The organism is Desmonostoc muscorum LEGE 12446 (assembly GCF_015207005.2).
In the GTDB taxonomy this organism is placed as follows: Bacteria; Cyanobacteriota; Cyanobacteriia; order Cyanobacteriales; family Nostocaceae; genus Nostoc; species Nostoc muscorum.
In genome coordinates this window covers 6243472-6266317 of record NZ_JADEXS020000001.1, presented here as the reverse complement: position 1 = coordinate 6266317, position 22846 = coordinate 6243472, and the positions used below count along the sequence as shown (strand labels likewise).

The 22846-nt window shown below is 41.5% G+C and carries 17 protein-coding genes; 4 read left to right on the top strand and 13 right to left on the bottom strand.

What is annotated here, in order from left to right; all coding sequences use genetic code 11:
* Positions 1 to 14: 14 nt before the first annotated feature.
* Positions 15 to 338, bottom strand: a complete 324-nt coding sequence (gene trxA, locus IQ276_RS26350; RefSeq protein WP_073643245.1) for a thioredoxin — start codon at positions 336 to 338, stop codon at positions 15 to 17.
* A gap of 81 nt (positions 339 to 419) precedes the next feature.
* Here trxA and IQ276_RS26345 point away from each other — a divergent pair, with 81 nt between their 5' ends.
* Entirely contained in the window at positions 420 to 788 is a 369-nt protein-coding gene (locus tag IQ276_RS26345; protein ID WP_190880000.1) for an ArsR/SmtB family transcription factor, read from the top strand.
* A gap of 207 nt (positions 789 to 995) precedes the next feature.
* Here the strand turns inward: IQ276_RS26345 and IQ276_RS26340 are convergent, their stop codons facing one another.
* Complete coding sequence (locus IQ276_RS26340) at positions 996 to 1232, bottom strand: hypothetical protein (protein ID WP_193925765.1); 237 nt, start codon at positions 1230 to 1232, stop codon at positions 996 to 998.
* Positions 1233 to 1313: 81 nt separating this feature from the next.
* Positions 1314 to 2594 carry a glycosyltransferase gene (locus tag IQ276_RS26335; RefSeq protein WP_235115989.1) on the bottom strand — a complete coding sequence of 427 codons (1281 nt, stop codon included), beginning with the start codon at positions 2592 to 2594 and terminating at the stop codon, positions 1314 to 1316.
* 125 nt (positions 2595 to 2719) lie between these two features.
* On the opposite strand from IQ276_RS26335, the gene shc reads away from it, so the two are divergent.
* Positions 2720 to 4636, top strand: coding sequence for a squalene--hopene cyclase (shc, locus tag IQ276_RS26330; RefSeq protein ID WP_193917519.1), 1917 nt, complete (start codon positions 2720 to 2722; stop codon positions 4634 to 4636).
* Positions 4637 to 5499: 863 nt separating this feature from the next.
* On the opposite strand, the gene IQ276_RS26325 is transcribed toward shc, so the two are convergent.
* From IQ276_RS26325 to IQ276_RS26305, 5 genes are all read right to left on the bottom strand, one after another.
* On the bottom strand, positions 5500 to 5991 hold the full coding sequence (locus IQ276_RS26325) for an orange carotenoid protein N-terminal domain-containing protein (RefSeq protein ID WP_193917521.1): 492 nt from the start codon (positions 5989 to 5991) through the stop codon (positions 5500 to 5502).
* Positions 5992 to 6415: 424 nt separating this feature from the next.
* Positions 6416 to 6676 (bottom strand): hypothetical protein, encoded by a 261-nt coding sequence (locus IQ276_RS26320; RefSeq protein ID WP_193917523.1) that lies wholly within the window; start codon positions 6674 to 6676, stop codon positions 6416 to 6418.
* Positions 6677 to 7009: 333 nt separating this feature from the next.
* The gene (locus tag IQ276_RS26315) at positions 7010 to 7441 is read right to left on the bottom strand and encodes an MAPEG family protein (RefSeq protein WP_190879994.1); all 432 of its coding nucleotides are present in this window, start codon (positions 7439 to 7441) and stop codon (positions 7010 to 7012) included.
* A 60-nt stretch (positions 7442 to 7501) separates the two neighbouring features.
* Positions 7502 to 8134 (bottom strand): dTMP kinase, encoded by a 633-nt coding sequence (gene tmk, locus IQ276_RS26310; RefSeq protein ID WP_193917531.1) that lies wholly within the window; start codon positions 8132 to 8134, stop codon positions 7502 to 7504.
* 90 nt (positions 8135 to 8224) lie between these two features.
* Complete coding sequence (locus IQ276_RS26305) at positions 8225 to 9451, bottom strand: cytochrome P450 (RefSeq protein WP_193917525.1); 1227 nt, start codon at positions 9449 to 9451, stop codon at positions 8225 to 8227.
* Between the two features lie 485 nt (positions 9452 to 9936).
* Between IQ276_RS26305 and IQ276_RS26300 the strand changes: the two genes are divergently transcribed.
* The gene (locus IQ276_RS26300) at positions 9937 to 12759 is read left to right on the top strand and encodes an ATP-binding protein (RefSeq protein ID WP_193917527.1); all 2823 of its coding nucleotides are present in this window, start codon (positions 9937 to 9939) and stop codon (positions 12757 to 12759) included.
* 79 nt (positions 12760 to 12838) lie between these two features.
* Positions 12839 to 14731, top strand: coding sequence for an ABC transporter substrate-binding protein (locus IQ276_RS26295; RefSeq protein ID WP_193917529.1), 1893 nt, complete (start codon positions 12839 to 12841; stop codon positions 14729 to 14731).
* Between the two features lie 151 nt (positions 14732 to 14882).
* Here IQ276_RS26295 and IQ276_RS26290 read toward each other — a convergent pair whose 3' ends face one another.
* From IQ276_RS26290 to IQ276_RS26270, 5 genes are all read right to left on the bottom strand, one after another.
* Positions 14883 to 16190: an NF041680 family putative transposase gene (locus IQ276_RS26290; RefSeq protein WP_235115471.1), complete on the bottom strand. Its 1308-nt coding sequence runs from the start codon at positions 16188 to 16190 to the stop codon at positions 14883 to 14885.
* A gap of 201 nt (positions 16191 to 16391) precedes the next feature.
* A complete protein-coding gene (locus IQ276_RS26285) occupies positions 16392 to 16781 on the bottom strand; it encodes a P-loop NTPase family protein (protein WP_235115988.1) in 390 nt (129 codons plus the stop codon).
* 12 nt (positions 16782 to 16793) lie between these two features.
* On the bottom strand, positions 16794 to 17606 hold the full coding sequence (locus tag IQ276_RS26280) for a TnsA endonuclease N-terminal domain-containing protein (protein WP_193925757.1): 813 nt from the start codon (positions 17604 to 17606) through the stop codon (positions 16794 to 16796).
* Between the two features lie 1850 nt (positions 17607 to 19456).
* The gene (locus IQ276_RS26275) at positions 19457 to 21064 is read right to left on the bottom strand and encodes a B12-binding domain-containing radical SAM protein (protein ID WP_190882819.1); all 1608 of its coding nucleotides are present in this window, start codon (positions 21062 to 21064) and stop codon (positions 19457 to 19459) included.
* 167 nt (positions 21065 to 21231) lie between these two features.
* The gene (locus IQ276_RS26270) at positions 21232 to 22458 is read right to left on the bottom strand and encodes a DUF4336 domain-containing protein (RefSeq protein ID WP_193924144.1); all 1227 of its coding nucleotides are present in this window, start codon (positions 22456 to 22458) and stop codon (positions 21232 to 21234) included.
* Positions 22459 to 22846 lie beyond the last annotated feature (388 nt).

The window sequence follows — 22846 nt, the reverse complement described above, 5'->3', positions numbered from 1 at the left end:
CCCAGTCACCTAGATTAAAGATGCTGTGCTAAGGTCTTATTTAATGTGGTCTTCGGCACTGCCCCTACCACAGTATCGACTTGCCGACCTTCTTTAAAAACCATCAGCGTCGGAATGCTGCGAATTCCGTAATGACTGGCCACAGTAGGATTTTGATCCGTATTCAGCTTCACTACTTTCACCTGTCCTTCGTATTCAGTAGCAACCTCGTCTACAACCGGAGCCACCATCCGACAAGGCCCGCACCACGGTGCCCAAAAGTCCACTAATACTGGAATTGCACTTTCCAAGACTTCTTGCTTGAATGTGGCTTCTGTGACATTTGTAATGGATGACATAAATTGCCTTCCTGATTTAATTCTATAATTCGATAATATCGAATAATAAAAATATATGCTACTAGATGAGATAATGCAACTATGAGATTCCTTTATCATCCAGATAGAAAAAATATTTCTTTGCCGGGAGTGTTGTATGCATTGGGCGACCCAGTGCGTTTAGAGATTGTGCGGCTGTTGGCTAGTGAGGGGGAACAATGCTGTGCGAGGTTTGATTTTGCGATCGCCAAGTCTACTATGTCCAATCACTTTAAAATTTTACGCGAATCGGGGATAGTATTTACACGTAAAGAGGGTACACAGCACATTAATATACTGCGACGTGAAGATTTAGAGATGCTGTTTCCAGGTTTGCTGGATGCGGTGTTGAAAGCGGCTCAACCATTATCTCTTGACCCCGCCAGTAGTAAACAAGCAGCCTCAACTAGAGGTAGGGGGCAAGGCTGGTGATGGTAAGGATGCGAGGGTCAGCCCCTTCTGGAGCGAGACGCACTCGCGTTTGGGGAAGTCAAAAGTCAAAAGTCAAAATTTACCAAGCCCATAAATAAATTTAGGGGCTTGTAACAAGGACACCGTATTTCTTGCCCGGTGCGTCTCGAAATACATTTTTTATTTTTCCATAAATAAATTTAGGGGCTTGTACCTTTTTCTTTCTGGTTATAAATAGACTTGCAACCAGGATTTATAGCGTCTGGCAAGTTCCTGAAGAAAATTGAGTTCTTCACCCTCAAGATTATTAAATAGATTGTGATATTGCCAACCACGCTCGTACCGACTCAGCATTTCTTCTGAAGTAAAGCGATATACATCGGCGGTCTGCCAACAAATTGACTCCAGAAAAGCCAGCTTTTTGGGGACAATAACAGGATTAATTGTTGGTGTTGCGGTTGTCATAACTCTTTTAATCAACCACTTGACGTTTAATCTCTAATTAGAGATTAGCACTACCGATTCTTAAATTCAATTTAATCCCAACTATAAATTATCTGGGTTGGGATAAACTCTTCCTTTCCAGCTGCCGCCGCGTCCTTGCCAGTGACGGAGTGCAGAATCTAGAGTCATCAGGGTATAGAGAAAAGCGATCGCGGGTAAACTAAAGGCTAACCAAAAAGAACATTTATAGAAGCGGATTGTCGGGTAGTAAGCCAAGGTCATTAATAACCAACCGCATAAACCTGTAAATGCGATCGCCCAATTTCTCCAAACTACACCCAAAATCACACCCACAGGTGGAACTAGATAAATTAAGCTCATCCCTACCAAAGTTCCTAATAGTAGTAACGGAGAATAATTAAGTTGAGTATAGGCAGTACGGGCAATCGTATCCCAAATCGTCGCCAGGGAATTGTACGGACGCAAACTGCGAGTTAAAGTACTCAATCCAAGCCAGATACGACCTTGACTGGGGATTGGGGATTGGGGATTGTGGATTGGGGATTGGGCATTGGTTGTTCCCCTCATTTCCCTCATCTCCCCCACTCCCCACTCCCTACTCACTACTCCCCCACTCCTCTTAACTGCCCCAGCCAAGGCGCAATCATCAATTAAAGCTTGGCGAATCGCTTGAATACCTCCGATTCGCTCTAAAGCTTCTCGGCGTATTAAGATCGAACCTCCAGCAGCAGCGGCTGTGGGATTTTTGGGATTATTCACCCAGCGGAAGGGATAGAGTTTTTGGAAGAAAAAGACGAAAGCCGGAATCAATAGTTTTTCCCAAAAGCTTTCACACCTGAGTCGCACCATCACAGAAACCAGGTCTAAATTTTCCTGCTCAGCTTTAGCAACGAGTCGCCGGAGATTACTCACGTCATGTTCGATATCTGCGTCGGTGAGCAAAAAATAGTCAGGTGTCAGTTTACTAGCATTCTTTATACCTTGCTCAACTGCCCAAAGTTTCCCTGACCAACCGGGAGGTAGTGGTTCCCCAGAGATAATATGTAATTGCTGGGGTTTACCGACAGCGTGGGCGACTCCTTCAGCAAAATTTGCTGTACGGTCTGTGCTGCGATCGTCTACTAAAAACACGTCCAAAGAACCAGGGTAATCTTGAAGTAAGAGCGATCGCAAGCTGATTGGTATTAATTCAGCTTCGTTACGCGCAGGAACCACCGCACAAACCACAGATTGTAGAGACGTTGTATACAACGTCTCTACCTCTAATTGCTGGTCTAATCGCCAAAACTGCCCCCAAAAACACAGTAATCCCAACCAAATTGTCAAGGATAAAAGCATCAATCCTAATACAATTAGACCCATGACCTATTGCAAATTTTCAGTGACTCAGACAGAATACTATGTCTACTGATAAAGGATAATAATTTTTTTCACCTGTAGTACCGTGTTGATAACTAGTGTTGAGTGTTGAGGTTGAACGGTTTTTGATGCAAACACAAGACAGGGTAAAAGTCAAGCAAATCGCAGAAGCGATCGCAGCTAGCCAAGAATATCTGCTTTCAATTCAAAATCCGGCAGGTTACTGGTGGGCAGAGTTGGAATCCAATGTCACCATCACTGCTGAAGTGGTGCTTTTGCATAAGATTTGGGAAACAGACCAAACCAGACCTTTGCACAAAGTTGCAGACTACCTGCGTCAAGAGCAACGGGAGCATGGCGGCTGGGAGCTTTTCTACGGTGATGGCGGAGAACTTAGTACTTCAGTAGAAGCCTACATGGCGCTGAGACTGCTAGGTGTGCCAGCAAACGATCCGGCGCTGGTTCGGGCGCGAAAGTTTATTCTCCAACGCGGTGGTATCAGCAAAACTCGGATTTTTACCAAGTTGCACCTAGCCTTGATTGGCTGTTACAACTGGCGTGGTATTCCCTCACTACCACCTTGGATCATGCTATTGCCCAAAGCTTTTCCAGTTAATATTTACGAGATGTCTAGTTGGGCGCGTTCCAGCACAGTACCGCTGTTGATTGTATGCGATCGCAAACCGATTTTTCTCACTGACGGAGCTATCAACTTAGATGAACTATACGTTGAAAGTGTGGATCGAGTCCAGTGGGGATTACCCCGAAATAACGATTGGACAGATTTATTCCTCACCCTTGATGATGGGTTCAAGTTGGCAGAACACCTGAATTTAGTACCTTTCCGGGCAGAAGGCATCAAAGCCGCCGAAAAGTGGATTTTAGAACGCCAAGAAGTTACAGGCGACTGGGGCGGCATTATTCCAGCGATGCTGAATTCCATGCTGGCTTTGCGGTGTCTGGGTTATGACCAAAACGACCCCATTGTAGAAAGAGGGTTGCAGGCAATTGATAACTTTGTGATTGAAACAGAGGACAGCTACCGGGTACAACCCTGTGTTTCACCCGTGTGGGATACAGCTTGGGCGATGCGTGCTTTGGTAGATTCTGGTTTTGCACCAGATGATCCGGCTGTGGTGCGAGCTGGCGAATGGTTGCTGGAAAAGCAAATTTTAGACTATGGAGATTGGGCTGTCAAAAATCGCCAGGGAAAACCAGGGGCTTGGGCGTTTGAGTTTGACAATCGCTTTTATCCTGATGTTGATGATTCGGCTGTGGTGGTGATGGCACTACATCAAGCCAAACTACCTAATGAAAAAATCAAGCAAGGTGCGATCGCCCGTGCCTTAAAATGGATTGCATCTATGCAGTGTAAACCAGGGGGTTGGGCTGCTTTTGATTTGGACAATGACCAAGATTGGCTAAACTCCATCCCCTATGGAGACTTGAAAGCGATGATTGACCCAAACACCGCAGATGTTACCGCCAGGGTAATAGAAATGCTGGGTGGTTGTAATTTGTCAATTGAACCGCACAACTTAGAGCGGGCGCTTAGTTATCTTTTGGGCGAACAGGAAACAGAAGGCTGTTGGTTTGGTCGTTGGGGTGTAAATTACATCTACGGTACTAGTGGCGTCCTCTCAGCCTTAGCCTTGATTGACCCTCAAAAGCATAAACTCAATATAGAACGGGGAGCAACTTGGTTATTGGGATGTCAAAACCCAGATGGCGGTTGGGGCGAAACTTGTCGCAGCTACGACGATCCCAGCCTTAAAGGAAAAGGAAACAGTACTGCATCTCAAACTGCTTGGGCTTTAATTGGTCTGTTGGCAGCAGGTGAAGCAACTGGTAAATTAGCGCTTGAGGCTATTGAGCGGGGAATTGCCTATCTTGTGACAACTCAACAGCCAGATGGTACTTGGTTTGAAGCAGATTTTACAGGTACTGGCTTTCCTTGTCATTTTTATCTCAAGTATCACATGTATCAACAATACTTTCCTTTAATTGCGCTAGGTCGCTATCAAGCAGCGATCAGAAAAGATTAATCGTTGACTGATGAGTGTTAACCGTCAACAGTCAATAGTCAACAGCCAGCGTTCATCACTTATAATTCTTTAACTTACAACAATTTTCAGGTAAATAGACCACCCGGTAGGGGCACAGTCAATACTGTTCGGTTAAGTCACCAGACGCGATAAATCGCTGTCTCTACAATAATCATTCCTTTGTAGAGACGGCGATTTATCGCGTCTTTAGAATTTAGAATTTTAATCAAAAAACCTTAACCAAACCGTATTGGGGGCACAGCATTGGTGTGCCCCTACAACATATGTGTTTCAAATACATGAAAACTGCTGTAATGTGCGGGAAATTCTGTTAGTAATGTATTGATTAAAGTATTGGTCATTGTATCAGATGTGAGGTAGAAAATAAGCCTAAGAATGTGTAGCGATCGCTGGTACTAAATCCCTTAAAAGCTGACCCAGATTGCTTCCACGCTTGAACACTTTTATGAAGCATACTAAACTCTAGTAAATTATTTACATTTTTGTCTTGATTGTAAATGTAGTTTGGTGTTAAATTTGATAAAAATGATTTAATTATCAACGTAAAAACTTTGACTATTCCACTCGTGTGTCTATTAATGTTCAGATACTTTAATTTTAAATAAAAAGCTATAAAAAAACAGAAGATTAATCTAAGTTCAACATATTTAAACCAACCAAAAGGCGGATTAAATTAGCTATAATTACTTTTAATATATTGAATACAAAACAAAGGGCGTTACGACTTTAGGGTGCAACTAAGGCAAAGAGATAGATAATCACAGAGTAAGAGTTTTAGTTTTTACTCTGTGTTTGTTTGTTTATACCAGGCGCAAAAAATTCAAAATGTCAGTTACGAATTACTAAATTCCTGCGCCTGCTTTTGCTTCGGCACCCATTGGTGCAACGTAATCACGGAAAAGAGTAATCTGTTGCTCAAAAGATAATCCTTGAATTCTGCTAAACAGCGCTTGAGATTCTGAGGAAAGCCGATAATCATCAGGTACAGGAATGATAGTGCCATTTTCCATACCTTCAGCTAATAGATACCAAAAAAGTAGCTTTGTGGTATCACCCAAAGAACCATATTGACGAGAAATTTGGGTATCGACTTTGTTAATCAAGTCACGCTGAATTTTTAATTGTTGTTCGTGAGTTAATTCCTTAACTTGATTAAACAAACCTTCAGCAATTTCTGAAGAAGCAGTGCTAGCGCCGGGGGCGGCTGGAGTAATTGAGTTACCTATTTCTTCATAGATAAACCAAAACAAAGCTAACTGTTGATCTACATCTAATTTTTGCCAAGCTTGCACATGTTGCCGAATAGTTGGATCGCCAGTTTGCGTGTATGTCATCGTTAACTCCAATTGCAATTAAGTCGGTGTCATTTGCAACCTTATCAAATATACATCTGGAGTTTTACCCTACTGAAGACAGATGTGTTTGAACCACAAAGAAGAAGAATTTAGAAATCAAACATAAACAAATTGGGGGAAGTATAAGTAATATAGCAATCCGATTTTATTTGGAGAATCACTCGTAGAGGTAAGGGACTGGGGACTGGGGACTGGGAAGAAGGAATAAAGGTGTACCTAGCTTCCTAAAAATCAAATATGATTCCTATAGTGTTGGGTAATATAGGCTCAAACAATGCGATCGCCCTTTTAAAAGCGAGGAAAAGTTACACCAGCGATCGCTCAGGTTATGAGCTATTGACCTAACTTTTCATAGGATCTGGAAAATCTTCTCCTACAAGACTACCGTGTACACACAAGTCATTTAGAGTTGTTGTGTAACGTAGAGAAGGTTAATTTTTGCTCTTCGATGCAACAAAGGTGCAGGTCGATGCATCAAAGGTGCAGGGCGATGCATCAAAGGTGCAGGGCGATGCAAGTAAGGTGCAGGTCGATGCAAGTAAGGTGCAGGTCGATGCATCAAAGGTGCAGGTCGATGCATCAAAGGTGCAGGTCGATGCATCAAAGGTGCAGGTCGATGCATCAAAGGTGCAGGTCGATGCATCAAAGGTGCAGGTCGATGCAACTAAGGTGCAAGTCGATGCAACTAAGGTGCAGGTCAAGAGACTAGTGTTTACACCATTTCACTAAAACCCTGATAGATATAGATTTCGCGTAGGGGCACGGCATTGCCGTGCCCCTACCAACGTATTTGTATCATAATTAAAGTGAAACGGTATTACACCGTAGCCTACAGCGGGAGAGGTTTTGAATTTTCCTCTTCCCTACTAGGAAAGCTTGCTCGGTGTTTAGGTTTCGCGTTGGTTTTTCCACACGATCTGAAAAATCAGATGGGCAGACGCATCTCTCCCCAAGATGGACTGCCAGCATTCCCCAGAGCATAATCACAAATCACGATTTACTTTGAAAGGGCAGTCCACAGAATATGCCCAGACAAAACAACCATCACGGAAAGACCTAGCTGATAAGCACGAGTCCTCAGCGGCTGCATGGCGCGTAGAAAAGCTATAGAATGGGCAAAGCGCGACAAAACAAAAAGTGGAAAATAAATTAAGGTGCCTTGTTCCCAACAGCCCAAGTTAACGTAAGCAGTAGCTAGAAACAGGAAGATCGGAATATTTTCGCCATCATTGTTGAGGGTTTTAGTGGCGCGTTGCAGTAATTGAGACTCTTGTACAACTCCAGTTCCCCCTTTGCCAAAAGTCGCAGCATCTTCTGGTGTAGAAAAATTATTGGACTTCCGCCGAGTGTTAACTTGGATTAGGATAATAGCCAACATTTTCAGAAATAAAGCAACAACAGTTATTCCATAGATTTTCCAAGTATACATAGCTGTCACTTATTCCTTAGCATTGAACAGCAACTACAATCTTCTCATTTTTTGATACACTCATATCATCTGAAGATGTGCGCGCAAAATTTCTTGAATTATTTCTTGTACAGCTTGTTTACTCAAGCTACCATCTACCCGCAGAATTCGTGAGGGATGTGATGCTGCTAACTCTGCGTATCCTTGCTGAACGCGGCGATGAAAAGCAATTGTCTCTTGTTCAATGCGGTCTAGCCCTACTTCACTTCCTCGTTTGCGGGACAGTCCTACCTCGACATCGATATCCAGCCAAATGGTTAGGTCACTTTCTAAGCCACCGGTGGCAATATAGTTGAGTTGATTGATTAAACTCATGTTCAAACCTCGACCATATCCTTGGTAGGCAATGGTAGAGTCGGTGTAGCGATCGCATAAAATATATTTCCCAGCTGCAAGATTTGGTTTAAGTTCTTGTTCAACGTGCTGGGATCTATCAGCAGCATACAACAAAAGTTCCGTCACTTCGGCAACTGGTTTATCCTCTGCCTTTTCTAGTAGCAAGCGCCGGAGGTCTAAGCCTAACTCTGTTCCCCCTGGTTCACGAGTTACCACCACAGAAATACCTAGACTTTCCAACCACTGACAACAAAGCTGTATTTGGCTGGTTTTACCGCAGCCTTCTACCCCTTCAAATACAATTAATTTCCCACCCATGCTTTTTGCTGCAACAATCGCCGACTGTAAAATCCTAACCTGCAATGGCGATCGCTCAGAGCGATGTTTCACTTCAATTAGGGGAGCATTTTAGGGATTGAAAGCTACAGGCATTGATTTCATACCTCGCAAGGACGGGTTTTCATGCCATTCAATCTGATCTGTATCCAGCCGGAGATCGCTAAAGCGGCGCACAATAGTATTGATGGCAATTTGTGCCTCAAGCCTACCAAGGGCTGCACCCAAGCAAAAATGGGTTCCTTTTCCAAATGCCAAGTGTGGGTTTTCAGGGCGTGTAATGTCTAATTTGTCGGGATTTAAGAATTGCTCCGGGTCACGGTTAGCTGCACCAATCACCAGAAATAGGCGTTGTCCTTGGCTAATTTGTTTGCCATCGATTTGGAGATCGGTAACTGCTATGCGGGCTTGCCGTTGTATTGGGCTATCATAGCGTAAAAACTCCTCTACAGTAGTTGTGATTAGCGAGGGGTCATCCTTTAACTTTTGCATCTGATCGGGATTTTCGAGTAAAGCAAGTAAGCCGTTAGCAATCAAGTTAGTGGTAGTTTCGTGGCCTGCAAAAGTTAAGAAAACGCAATTTGATAAGAGTTCGTCGTCATCAAGGGAATTTCCTTTTTCTTGTGCGAAGATGAGGCTACTCATCAGATCATCTTGGGGTGTATGACGACGTTGTTCAAGGATGTAGCGGAAGTATTCTTTCATTTCGAGAATACTTTGTTTAGCACTGGTCAAAATTTCTGGCTGTATGCGGAACATACCAAAAAATCTTGCCAAATCTGATGACCATTTCTTAAACTGTTCGCGGTCTTCAGAATTGGCGCCAAGCATTTGGGCAATGACGATTGCCGGCATTGGGTAAGCTAAATTATGAATAATATCTAGATGACCCTGCTCATAGACACCATCTATTAGTTCGTCTACTAGCGTCTGAATTCGCTCTGCCATGCTGTCAATGATGCGAGGAGTGAATGCTTTGTTAAACAGTACACGCAGACGTGTGTGTTCTGGGGGGTCGCAAAACAGAATCCATTTTGATAGAGTTTCAATTAGGGGAAGTATGTTTTGTTGCTCTGATTCAGGTAATTTACTAATCGGCGGACGCTTGGCCGAAATTCGTTTATCTTGCATAGCATCTGCAACATCTTTATAGCGCATCAGATACCAGCCCCCAAAAAAATCACTCCAGTAAACAGGATCTTCTAACAAAATACGCCGATAAGTAGGATAGGGATTGGCCAGTACTTCTGGAGCTGTTAAATTGTATCGGTCTTCTCCTGGATTACTTGGTGATGACATGAGTTAGAACCAATTGAGGACTTGATAAGCTGTTCCACATTTAACTTGCATATACTGGGCGGGCGAGACGCCCACCCCACAAGAAATGTACAATTTCAAATTATGCAAACTAGATGTGGTTTAGCTTATACTCACCGACCTGAAGGTGCGGGGAAAAACTTGACAGTTCACAGTAACTAGCTAACCGTTGCTAGTCTTACGTCACTCCCTGTCCGTTTACAGCTATTTTCAGGTAAATGAACCACATGATTTTATCTCACGCAATCGCGCAAAGGAAGAAAGCAAGAAACAAGACTGTGGTCTAACTACATGAAAACTGCTGTAATCCAGATTTTTGGCTTTAAAATCTGATTTACGAGTTCAAAACTTAATTTACTCAAATATAACGATCGCTTTGGGCTAAAAGTCTCTGTTGATAAGATTTCAGAGATGGGAACTCTAGCTAATGAGCTTAAATTCCCGTATCCCACTGCATATTATTAATCATGTCCCATTCTGGTCATGCCGCTTTGAGCCAATCTTCTTACCCTCGTTTGACTAGAAGCCTGAGTGCTGTTGAAAGTTGGGGTTTCGGTTTAACAGCTCATATTTCCTGGACAGCATTGGTTCCGGCAATTCACGCTGCCCTTGGTTCACAAGCGATTTTTGTCTGGATACCTGCGGTAATTTTTGGAATGCTGCTCAATTATCAGGTAAAACGCTTGGGTATGCATTTTATTAATGTGGCTGGAGGAACACCTAACTATACTAGTAAGCTGCTGGAAAACTATCCAGGACTAGCCTGCTATGCAGCCATTGGATACCTGCTAAATTGGGTTTCCTATCTGTCAGTTAATACCATCGTACTTAGAGATTTAGTGAAAGTGAATTTGGCAGCGCTAGATATTGCCTGTCCAGAAATATTCACAGATATTGGCTTTACATTGTTGCCGTTTATAGTGGCGTTTAGTGGTACTCGCGCTCTGAGTATTTTACATTTGTTTTTTGTAATTCCGGCCTTTGGACTGCTAATTACTTTTTGTGTACAAGGCCTTGGCTGGTTAGCGTTTTCTGATGTTAGTCCTGGTTTTTTTCCTAACAGTTGGTCATCTTTGAGTTTTGTGGATTGGGCTAAGTGGTTTTTTTTCGTCACCTATGCAACCTACAGTTGTGAAACGGCTTCTTCTTTTGTCGCCGATAGCCGCCACCCCAGTCAAACGCTGCGCTTTCTAGACATCGCTGCTTGGACGATGCCACCAATCTTTTTAGGAGGGTCTTGGGTAATTATACGATTGGCAACAGATCCAAACCTCAAAGATAATGCTTTTTTGAATCTTGTGGCGGCTTCCCAACCTTTCTGGGGAAAATCTGCGGCTGTGAGTGTTACTTTTTTGCTAGTAGCTGCGTGTCTATTAGGTTCGGCAACGGTTGTTTCTAATTGCCCGCGAATTTTATATCAACTTGCCTTAGACAATCACATCTCACCGGTATTTTCTGCTGTGTCACGTCGGGGCGTATTTTTTCCGGCGTTGACTTTGACACTGGTGCTTTGCCTGATTTATTTGTTTTGGGGAGATGTAGCGCGAATTGTAGCGGTTGGTAACATTGGTTGGTTTGTCTCCTTTATGTTATTCCATTTGGGGCTTTGGTTGCGGCGCGATCGCTCAGAAGTTTTATTCCCCCGCATATCTTTAGCAATTTTTTTGTTAGAAGTTGTGGTGTTGTTGGTAGGTGGGCTGACTTGGGGTTGGCTGAATTTACTCATTGGGCTACTATTTCCCCTTGGTGTTATGGGAATTGATGCGGTAATTCGCCGTGTTCCTTTCCCTCCATTTCATCTGAGTTGGTGGATACGGCAATATCGGACGCGTCCTTCGGTAGTCATCAAAGACTCAGTAGTTCTTCAGGTGACGATTCTGATTTTACTGTTGTGCAGTGCAGTGGGAATTGGCTGGTTATTTGGTGTGAAACTTCATAAAGTCACAAGTGCCGGGGGTGACAATATATTTGTGGTATTGCTGATGAGTGTGGCATTTGTGGGAGTAGCGATCGCCTGTTGGACAAGTTTACCTCAAGTGGTGGCGATCGCAGAAGCACGAGAATCCGCCGAACACCTGTTTACTGTTGCCCAAGATGGTATTTTAGTGCTAGACCATCGAGGCATTATTCGTCAGGCTAACCCAGCAACTGAATTTTTCTTTGGTATCCACCCATCCCAGTTACAGGGAAATCACCTCAGCAAATGGCTACCGGAATTAACCCCCTATCCAGACGAGTGGACAAAGCGTAGCGAACAAACCCTACTCTGCAAAGGGAAAAATAGAACCCTGGATGTTTCCATTTCAGACCGACCACATCAGGATTTTCAGGAATATGTTGTCATTCTCCACGATATCACCGAGCGCAAACAAGCAGAAGAGATATTGCGAAACTCAGAAGCACAATTGCGTCAAGAGGCAAAACACCTCGCATCTCAACTCGTGCAAAGTGAAAAAATGTCCAGTTTGGGGCAGTTGGTTGCAGGTGTAGCGCACGAAATCAACAACCCAGTCAATTTTATTTATGGCAATATCAATTTTGCAAGTCAATATATCGAAGATTTACTAAAATTACTGCAATTATACCAGCAATATTATCCTAATCCAGTCCCAGAAATTGAAAATAAAATAGAAGCGATCGACTTAAATTTTCTCATTACAGACTTGCCCAATTTGCTATCTTCTATGGAAGTTGGCGCCGAAAGAATTACGGAAATTGTTTTATCTCTCCGAAATTTTTCCCGCTTGGACGAAGCAGAAATGAAAGCTGTAAATATCCATGAAGGTATAGATAGTACACTGATGATTTTGGAAAATCGCCTGAAGGCTAAACCTAACTCTGTAGGAATTGAGGTGATTAAAGAATACGGCGAACTACCATTAGTAGAATGTTACGCCGGACAATTAAATCAGGTATTTATGAATATTTTGGCAAATGCGATCGATGCGTTGGAAGAGTCATTAGTCATTAGTCATTCGTCATTTGCAACCGACAAAGGACTAATGACTAATAACAGAGGACAAATTCGCATTCACACTAAACTCAATAAGGATAAACAGGTAGTGATTCGCATTGCCGATAATGGTATAGGGATTCCAGAAGATGTACAACAACGTTTATTTGAACCTTTCTTTACTACTAAACCAGTTGGTAAAGGTACAGGATTAGGTTTATCTATTAGTTACCAGATTATCACCCAAAAACACCAGGGAAAATTACAATGTATTTCTACAGTTGGACAAGGTACCGAATTTGTAATTATAATTCCCCTAACCCAGAGAGCCATCTAATTATCAACACATGTAGAAATTGTTTCCACACCCGTAGCATTACCTGAGCTTAGAATCAGATTATCATTTTCAAAAACAGATGATATATCCTATGTGTCTAAGTTGTCAGCAGGTTATAGAACAGCTAAATATTAATATCGATCTGTTTTTTGAAAAATTAGCAACAGGTGAAAATAAAAAGCAACTGAGTGAACTGGAACAGGAAATTATTTGTCAATCTCTATTGGGACAATCTCGACAACATATCGCTAAAAACTTAAATTTACCTGAACAAAAAATTAGAGATAGACTCAGTAATAATATTTATCCTAGAATAGCAGAACTGATGCAACTTGACCAAGAGCAAATAGCTGGTAACTGGGTCAAAATTCTGAATTTATTACTGCATCCTAATCATGGATATAAATTGAATCCTGCTCCTCAACTAAATAATGATAACTTTCAGGGAAGCTTTGGTAGACAAATTTTTCTTTATCCTCCAAATCAAGATATTGTAGAGTTGCAGATCCAAGGAAATAAATTTTATCAGCAAGGACTTTATTATCAAGCATTAAAGTGCTTTCTCTGGGCTTGGAAAAAAGAGAAAGAAATTTATCACACAGGTAATCCTGAAGTTTTGATTTACATTAATAATTGTTTAATTGAATATAAGCAATCTATTTTACAAGACAAAAAAATCAAACCTTATACTTTGGCTGTGGTTGTCCCATTTTATCATAATCAGGATCAAGTTGCTGCTGAAATTTTACGAGGAATAGCTCAAATTCAACTCCAAATAAATCTTCCAAGTTTTGACAAAATTGCTTTAGAAAAAGAGATAAATTTAAAAGATATTAAGCCAGATACATTTTTCAACTTAAATCATACAGATAATCTAATAGTCTTGAGGATTTTAATTGTCAATGATCCTAACAATTTATATGCCCCATACAGCCAAACCGCAGAAAACTTAGCTGATTTAGCACCACAATTAAACTTGATTGCTATTATTGGTCACTATTCAAGCGAAATGACCAAAAAAGCACTACATTTTTATTCTCAAAATGGACTCGTCTTAATAAACCCTAGTAGTACTTCTAATGAACTTTCTCATTTATCTGGTGGTGAAAGCTTATCGTTTTTTAGGCTGACGACTCAAGATAATATTAGTGCCAGACAATTAGCTCATTATTTGATAGAAAGATTTGCAGGTAAAAGTAGAATCAAAGTAGCTATCGTCTATAACAAAAATAGTAATTATAGTACTTCATATAGAAACAGTATTAAAAATATTTTAGAAAAATCTAATGAAGAGTTTGTTCTCTTAAAAGAATGTAACTATATTAGCGATAAGTACTATCATATTCAAGCTTATCTTGAAGAGATTAAAAAAGATGGTGTCGAGATTATTATCATAATACCCGATGGAGGAATTGAACCAAATTCCCTGGATAATGCTGGGCTAATTAGTCGATTAAAACTGAATAAGTGTCTGATAGCTGGTTCTGCAACTTTTTACCATGAAAATGTTTTACATTGGATTCATGAACAAAGTCAATATAATGTAGTTAATCAAGATGAGTGTCAAATTATAGCTTGTGTTCCTTGGCATTGGCACAGCCAGAAAAATGGGTGCAATAGTGAAAATAAACTAGGGCAACGTTTTTGTGAAATAGGCACTCAATTATGGGGTGAAGAAAATTTAACTTGGCGTAGTGCAACGGCTTTTGACTCAGTATTAATAGTTCTGAGAATTTTAGAACTATATCAAGTTAAAGATAGCCAATCTTTACTGATAAACATGAATCAATATTTCAAAGAACAGAAAAAACAAGTGAAGGGAGTTACGGGAAATATTGAGTTTCAAGAAAATGGCGATCGCCTCAATCCCCCATCTGAAATAGTCGCTGTAAAATGGAATACACAACAGCAGAAATGGCACTGGACAATTGAGGGCAGAATTCAGAATTCAGAATTCAGAATTCAGGAGTAATATCATGTGCGGTTGAAGACTTATGCATGGCGATCGCTAATGCTATAAATCCCCATACATAATATTACTGGAGTTTAGACTAAGCAACAAGAAACGACCCAGCAACGCTGAGTTGAAAAGAAACAGGCTTCAGAGATGAAAATCTAGGGTACTAAGCAGATTCTGGATGCTTTTTGCGAGGCTTAGTTGTAGTTTTTTTGACTATCGGATAGCGAATTCTACGTTGTCGTGGTTTTCCTGGTTTCCAGCCTGGAGACTTTCCGCGAGGTTTAGGCGAACGGGCAGGAGTACCAATCACCGCAAAAATACTCCCCATCGCTTGAGCAACTCTCCCAGGAGTCAAATTGTCTAATGATTTTTGCCAAGGTAAAGGGTTATCAGCAACGATATCACGAGCCAACCACAATTCCCAAGTCATCAGAGGCATGAGGTCACTCCAATGCTCAGATTGCTTGGGACTACTCAACTTAGGCAATGTCCAGTGCAAGCGTTGCTTCAAAAAACGATACCAGTGGTCAACAGTAAAACGTCGGAGGTAGAGTTGCCAAACTTGAGATAGTGGAAGCATTTCCTCTCCTACCCAAGCCAACCACAAAGGTTTTGATATACGTAGGTTGCCTTCTGCATCTAGACGCTCAACTCGAATCAGCGACATTGGGCGTGTCGCCGTTTGACGAAAGTGTAAATTTTTCCACAAGCTCACCTTCACCCGTCCCAGTTTAGGATGGTTGACTTCTATACTCTCATTGGCTTCACTCCATGTAGAAGGATCATTGAGTTTAAATTTATCACCATGTTTCCTGGGTCGCCCTTTACCAGAATATGGTGGTGGTGCGCCCCATAAACAAAGATTTGAACGCAAACGTACCAGAATGTCCGCTTTGATATTAGTCGTCTTCAACACAAAAGGGGCGCAGCCATACTCACTATCCCAAACTGTAATTGGTCTAGTTGGTAAATGTTCACACACTTGCTGTAATTGCCACGTTGCCTTTTGTATCGGATTTTCCCAACTGGTAATTCGCTCATGCCTCAACGGTAACGCCCAACTGCCAGAATCCTCTGGTATCCAAGCAATGGTACTATATCCCTGACCAACGGTAATTGGTTTGTTTCCGGTTATGGTAACACTGGTGTGTTCAATTGTCCTCTCAATAAGAGTTACCGCATCCGGGCGCGACCAGGCAGTGTGGTCGCCTGCCAACAACGGACGACCCTGTTGTGGCATCTGTTTGATGTATAACTGCATCAATTTTTGTCGCTGTGGTCTGCTATCTTGTAACGCTTCATAAATACTTGGCCACTTTCTTCTAAATACTGGCGATAGCGATAAATCTGCCAAACTGTAGGCATTCCGCGTCAGTAATATTGCATCCATCAGTTCAAAAGTTGCATCATGCGCTCTACCTAAATAGCTGTACGCTGCTTGACGAAATTCTTTTAGTAAGGCACTTTTCATATTGGCAGATGAGAATTAGTGGTTCAAATCTCATCTTCCACTGAAGGGCGTCTGTGTTAACCACAGACTGCCCTTCCCAAAATTTTATACCAACAACACATCTTTTATCGAGTTAACGATCGCTCTTCTTGATAGTTTCAACTCCAGAAGTTAAAATGTATACCAAAAAAACACGCACACTTTTTTAGCGATCGCCTGCTTTTAGTCTAAACTCCAGTTATAATCAGCAAATGGTTCTCTTAAAGCAATTAAAACGCTTTTGTAGTAATCTTTCCAATCAAAAGAACCGCTGTCTGGAGAACGCGCTTCTACTCCCGCAATGGGAAGATATGCTAAATCTTGCATCATTAAACCTTGGTTTTGTTCAAAGATGATTTTCATTACTTGAGATAAGAGGGTTGTTTTTCCCACACCTGTAGGACCAAACAAGAAAATTAATGATGCACCCCCTGGATTGTTCACCGCATCTAACAATTCTTCATAAGCTTGCTTTAAAAGCCGATGTACTACTGTAAAGTTAGTAAAATAATTTATTTTATCCGCATCAGATGCTGTTAATAACTCTTGGGATAAGCCTGCGGGAGAATGCATTACCAAAACTCCTCATATGGTTGAATTTCTTCGGGAATAATTTTTCTGGTCTCTGGTGGTTTTATAGGGAATTTTAAAACTCACTCTTTCTGCTTCTGAGCATAGCGCGGATGATTCTAAGTCCACATATATCCTTTGGTCTGCTATCAATTTATATATGTAATCTGCATTGATTCCTGCTGCAATTAACTCTGATAATTTTATTCCTGGACTAGCGGAGATTATTTTGATTGTTTCAACTATCTCTTGTGTGGGAACTTCTAATTTATCCGATAAATAATCTTCTAAAAAATAGAGATTTCTCTGTTTCCTCCAATTAATTTCTTGGTCGGAGCAAACTTGATAATATAATCCCCAATTTTTGGCAAACTCTTCTCCTGGGGGACATCGCCAATTGCCGTTACTATCTGACTGGTAACGATTTGGCATTTTTGATGCTAATTTTTCCAGTTCATCTGCTGTTTTACATTCTGACCAACCTGCCTGATCTCGTCTAATTACAAAAAAGTCTGGTGTATGTAATACTCCTATTTGTCTTCCATTTAAACAGCAGTATTGCAATTTGATTTTTGGTGGTTGGTCGTAATATTCTAAAACCTCTGGGTCATATTCCATTTCATATATTCGTGCCAATTCGTTCCGGTGGCTCTCAAACTGAATTATCACTCCCATTTTTTTACTGGGATATCGCCCGACAACATTCCCAACCCTTCCCCTGACTCGTCTGGAAGGTGGAGAACTCCGTATACTTTGAATCATTCCATACTGCTGTGATGACAATGAGAGTGATGCAGACCATGAGCTAAACTCACCTTCTGTCAACATTGCTACCTCGGTATGCAATTTCTACCTTAATTGCATACTTATATTTAAGCCAATATTTTTCTTCCAAAATTTAAGAATCGTTAATTCTTTCTACTTACTGACACTACCTACTTCCATAAAACCATCCTATTAGTCTTTACAACCTTTGCCTGGACTGCTATTTCCTGCTTTCTACAGTCTGAATAAACAATCATTAAAATTGGTTTTTTCCCAGTATTTGTATATGATATTATCTGCTATTTTTACCGCATTGCTACTGATGTCATCGGCATTTTCTACTTCCATATTCACATTCTCACTCCTAAAGTAGGGTAAATGCTTTTATACAGTAAACCTAACAACCGTTGATACATAAGGGTTTTCTTGATTTTTACTGGTGGCACATACTTACTGCCACGATTGTGCTTCCATTTTTATACTTACTGCCATCGTCTGCTTCCACTCTTTCATGGATTTTCTGCCAGCGCATTTTCTACATCACGAAGTAATCAACCTTTGAGGTGCATTTACTGCCATCGTCTGCTTCCACTTTACTGCCATCATGTCGGTAAAGTGACAGGATTTCAGAGGTTGCCTTTCTTTGATGTTTCCATCCCCGTGAGGGGTAAAGGAATTAAAACAAGAGTAAATCAATCAGTTACCCAGAAAATCACTACAGGTTTCCATCCCCGTGAGGGGTAAAGGAATTAAAACAGAAGCTTCAATCTTAACGAAAGAAATTATTGTAAAAGGTTTCCATCCCCGTGAGGGGTAAAGGAATTAAAACAAATCGCCGAATACACCATTTCGGCAATGCTCTGCTGTTTCCATCCCCGTGAGGGGTAAAGGAATTAAAACCCTACCCTTCCAGAAGCCTTATCCAGAGAGGGTTAGAGATACCCATTTTAGCGGGGGGTCGAATTTAGCTGTCAACAAGTAGAAATTATTGACAATTTGTCAATCATCTGCCCTTGTCAAACTCTTACGCAGTAAGCGATTAGCGGGGGTCAACGAAACCATAAGGGTTTTGGCGATCGCTCTACCCACGCTAAAAATTTGCGTATATTAAGTAAAAAGACATACTTTTACTTTCCCTTGGAAACGTGATATTAAGTTTTTAAGGTTCTGTTATCTTGCCAGGAAGTATAACAAAGTACTTTGGACTTTTCACAATCTAGACCGCAAACTTAATATAACGAAATGAGAAAGCAAACTTGGGTTTGAGTAAGTCAAATGGCATTTTGAGTAAGTCAAAGTTTATTTTACTTGCGGAAAACACCAAAATGAGAAAGCAAACTGGGGTTTGAGTAAGTCAAATGGCATTTTGAGTAAGTCAAAGCTTGTTTTACTTGCGGAAAACACCAAAATGAGAAAGCAAACTGGGGTTTGAGAAAGTCAAATAGCATTTTGAGAAAGTAATTGCGGATTTTGCTTATTGAATTTAGTCAAAAAATGAAGTTGAGATGAAGTTATCGAACAGAATTCAGGAGTCAGGAGTCAGAATTCAGAATTCAATTCTGTACAAGTAGTTTTTGTAGTGGCGTGGCAAGACTAAAATGTTGCAATAAATTTGTAGGTTGGGTTGAGGAACGAAACCCAACACCGAGATCCACGTTGGGTAACGCGAAAGCTCAACCCAACCTACTAATGCACTATTTTAGCGTTGCCACGCCACTACAAATACTTAGATTTTTCAGAAATCAAATATGATTCCTATAGGAGAATTAGCATTACCTTGCCGATAGAGAGCAATTGATGTTTTTGCCATTCAGTGAGTGTCGAGTCACGACTATCATACTTTGAATAGCATACTAGTTTTAGGAACGGCTAATAGTAATTTTTTCACTCTTACCTATTAACCGTTACCACGCTTAACTAACTACCGCTTCAGCTTTTTCCTCTACTTTTTCCTTCACTAGGACATAGGGCGTTTCTGCACCCTGCGCCAGATATTCTGCAAGCTGACTTTCAATTTGATCGCGGACAATTTGGCGATATTCTAGAAAGTGTTCGTTGTGGGCACAGGCAGAGACGTAATGTTCAACAACTCCAGGGTTACGTTTGAGAATGCTAAATAAATGATGCCAGAATTTCCAACGGGTTTCGCGTTTGATTCCTTGTCGCCAAATCACAATTAACAAGGCTTTGATAACTACCCACTCTGGCATTTTAGCTGGTGCTTTCCAACTGGGTAAACCCATCATCAAGAAACAGCGGTAGGTGCGATCTAAGTATTTAACTGGGTCGTATAAAGCACAAAATGCCTCAACATATTCTCTGGCAAGTTCTTCTAAGGGACGGGTGGGAAGAAAGTTCATCAATGTTGTTTGGTTGATGTTGGCAATCTTACTATCTTGATTTTCCCGGAGTCGTCCTTCTTTTTTCAGGCGATGCCACAGGGCGGTATTGGGTAAGGCTTGCAACATGGCAAAGGTAGTAGAGGGAATTGCTGCTTCTTCTGCAAAGCGGACAATGCGATCGCCAGCACCCGCTTTTTCGCCATCAAACCCTATAATAAACCCAGCCATCGGGCGCAATCCAGCTTTGGTGATGGTTTGCACTGCCTCAGTTAGAGAATTGCGAGTATTTTGAAACTTCTTAGTTAGTTGCAAACTATCTTCATCCGGCGTTTCAATTCCCAAAAACACCGCCGAGAAACCGCACTCAACCATCAACTCCAACATTTCTGCGTCTTGTGCCAAGTCTACGGAAGCTTCAGTGTCAAAGCGGAAGGGATATTGATGTTCTGCCATCCAGACTTTTAACTCTTTGAGCAACAATTTCACATTGCGTTTGTTGCCAATGAAGTTATCATCCACCATGAACACACCCCGCCGCCAACCTAGTTCATAGAGGTAATCTAACTCTGCTAACAGTTGGGACGGGGTTTTGGTACGTGGTTTGCGACCGTACAGAACAATGATGTCACAAAATTCGCACTGGAAGGGACACCCGCGCGAAAACTGCACCGACATCATGTCATAGGCATCTAATTCTAATAAATCAAAACGGGGTATTGGTGTGCTTGTGACATCTGGTTTTTCTGTGGCGCGGAAAGTTCCAGAAGTTTCTCCCCGTTGAATTGCGTCAATAAACATCGGCAAAGTGATTTCGCCTTCATCCAAAATCAGGAAATCTGCGCCTACGTTTTGGACTTCGTGAGGTACAGAAGTGGGGTAAGGACCACCCACTGCAACCAACTTTCCACGCTGCTTTGCTTCTTGAATTTGGTCGAGTAAATCTTGTTTTTGAACAATCATCGCCGACAAGATGACTAGATCTGCCCACGCCCATTCTTCTTCTGTTGCTGAACGAATGTTGCGATCGACTAGCTTAAATTCCCACTCTTGGGGCAGAATTGCTGCTACTGTTACTAAACCCAGAGGTGGTAATAAAACTTTGCGATTGACTAATTCCAAAATTTTTTCATATGACCAAAAGGTTTTGGGAAATATTGGATACACCAGCAATACTCGCATTAGTATCAATCCTCACACTTTGATTATTATCCCAACTCTAACGAAAATAAAGACTTATTGACTTTTTCTGAAAGTTGTTTTAGTTTACCACTGATATTGAATGGGGAGTGGGGAGTTGGGAGTGGGGAATTCTTTACTTGGAACTTGGAACTATTTTGCGTTTTTTCCTACACTTTTTCCTTTGCTGGCGGGACGATGCCAAATTTATTTAAACCTGCGTCGATTTCCCTAAGTGCTTTAAAATCCTCTTCTGGTAAGGGATAGGTGTTAGTGTTAAACAAACCAGCACCTAAAGCAGGTTGCTTTTCTAAGAAAGAGAAAGCTTGACGAAACTGATACGGCTGGGCTTTAATCGGTGCATCAAAGTGGCAAGGAATAATCCACTCAAAGTTCCAACTTGCAACTTTATCAGCCCAATCAATGGTTTCTTTGGGTGCGCGGTTGAGAATTAGTGTCTGTAAAATTGGTGCTACGAACAACCGATTATTACCCCGTAGGGCATCAAACGATCGCTGCCAGTCCTGCCATTTAAAGGGATACAATCCAAAATAAGCTTTTTTTGAGCGTTCTGTTGCTTTGATGGCATCTTGGAACACCTTACCCCAAGGACGTATTTCTAAGCTGTTTGGTTGAAAGTATAAAGCAAACAAACAGATGCGCCCCCATCCTTTGCGGCGATTTGGTTGAATATCTGCAACAATGTCACAAGCATTATCTTTGGCATGGAATAGCAAGGGATATGGATCTAATTGGACGATCGCAGGCGGATCTTCTGAAATGGAAAGCACTGAATCTGTTACAAGTAGAGAATGCGATCGCTTGTGAAAAAAAGCAACTTCCGCAAACCTACCAGAACCAAGGTTAATGGGGCCAAGCATGGCATAATCAAACTCATCAGCAAAGGGTGTTTTGCTGCTATCTTCTGGAAGTAGCTGAGTGCGTTTTGGGGGTAAGCCAAGCCAGCTAAGGGGCAGATTTAGCGGAAAACTCCATTGATTCGGCGCTACAAACACCTGTGCAGTCGGGAAGTATCTGGCGAAGGGACCGACGAAAACTTTGTGTTCTAAACCAGAGACAGTTGGCAGGATAATGTACTTAACATGACCATGTTCAGCTACCAACTCATTGACAAGCCGGATGCACTCTGGGGTAGGCGCAACAGGCGCATAAACCAACAAACCCCCGGCTTGCAGCTTCACAACAGTCATGCGAATTGGCACAACAACATAAAAAATGCCCTGAATCTGGTCAAAATTCCAGATTGTATCCTTGAGGACTTCTTTGCGGATTGTCCGCCGTCTACCATACGGGTAGAGTGGCACAAGAGGCCATAATCGCCACGAAAAGTCCCTTGGATGAATCTGTTCTGCATTGACTATGCGTTCATCAGCCACTCTGCGATCCCCTTGAAATTTCCTGCTCAAATTTTAATAGGATATGGCAGTTCTCAATGATTTGTGAAATATTTTTTATCGAACAGAATAGAGGCGTCAGTCGTCAGAATTCAGCAATGTTTTCTGTATGACTGCTGGATGAATAAGTGGGTTTAAGTCCCCCACCAAATTTTTAATTTGGTGGTCAACAAGAAAGTGGCGGGTCTAAATCCCCCACTAAATTGATTGCTGAATTCTGAATTCTGAATTCTGAATTCTGGTTTAAGAATATTAGCGAGAGCTAGAAATATTTTGACTTATTTTTACAGTAGGGGCACAACATGTTCATTAGTGTCAACTTAACATAAAACCCTTATGAAGACGTGATATTGAGTTCACTCACTGACCA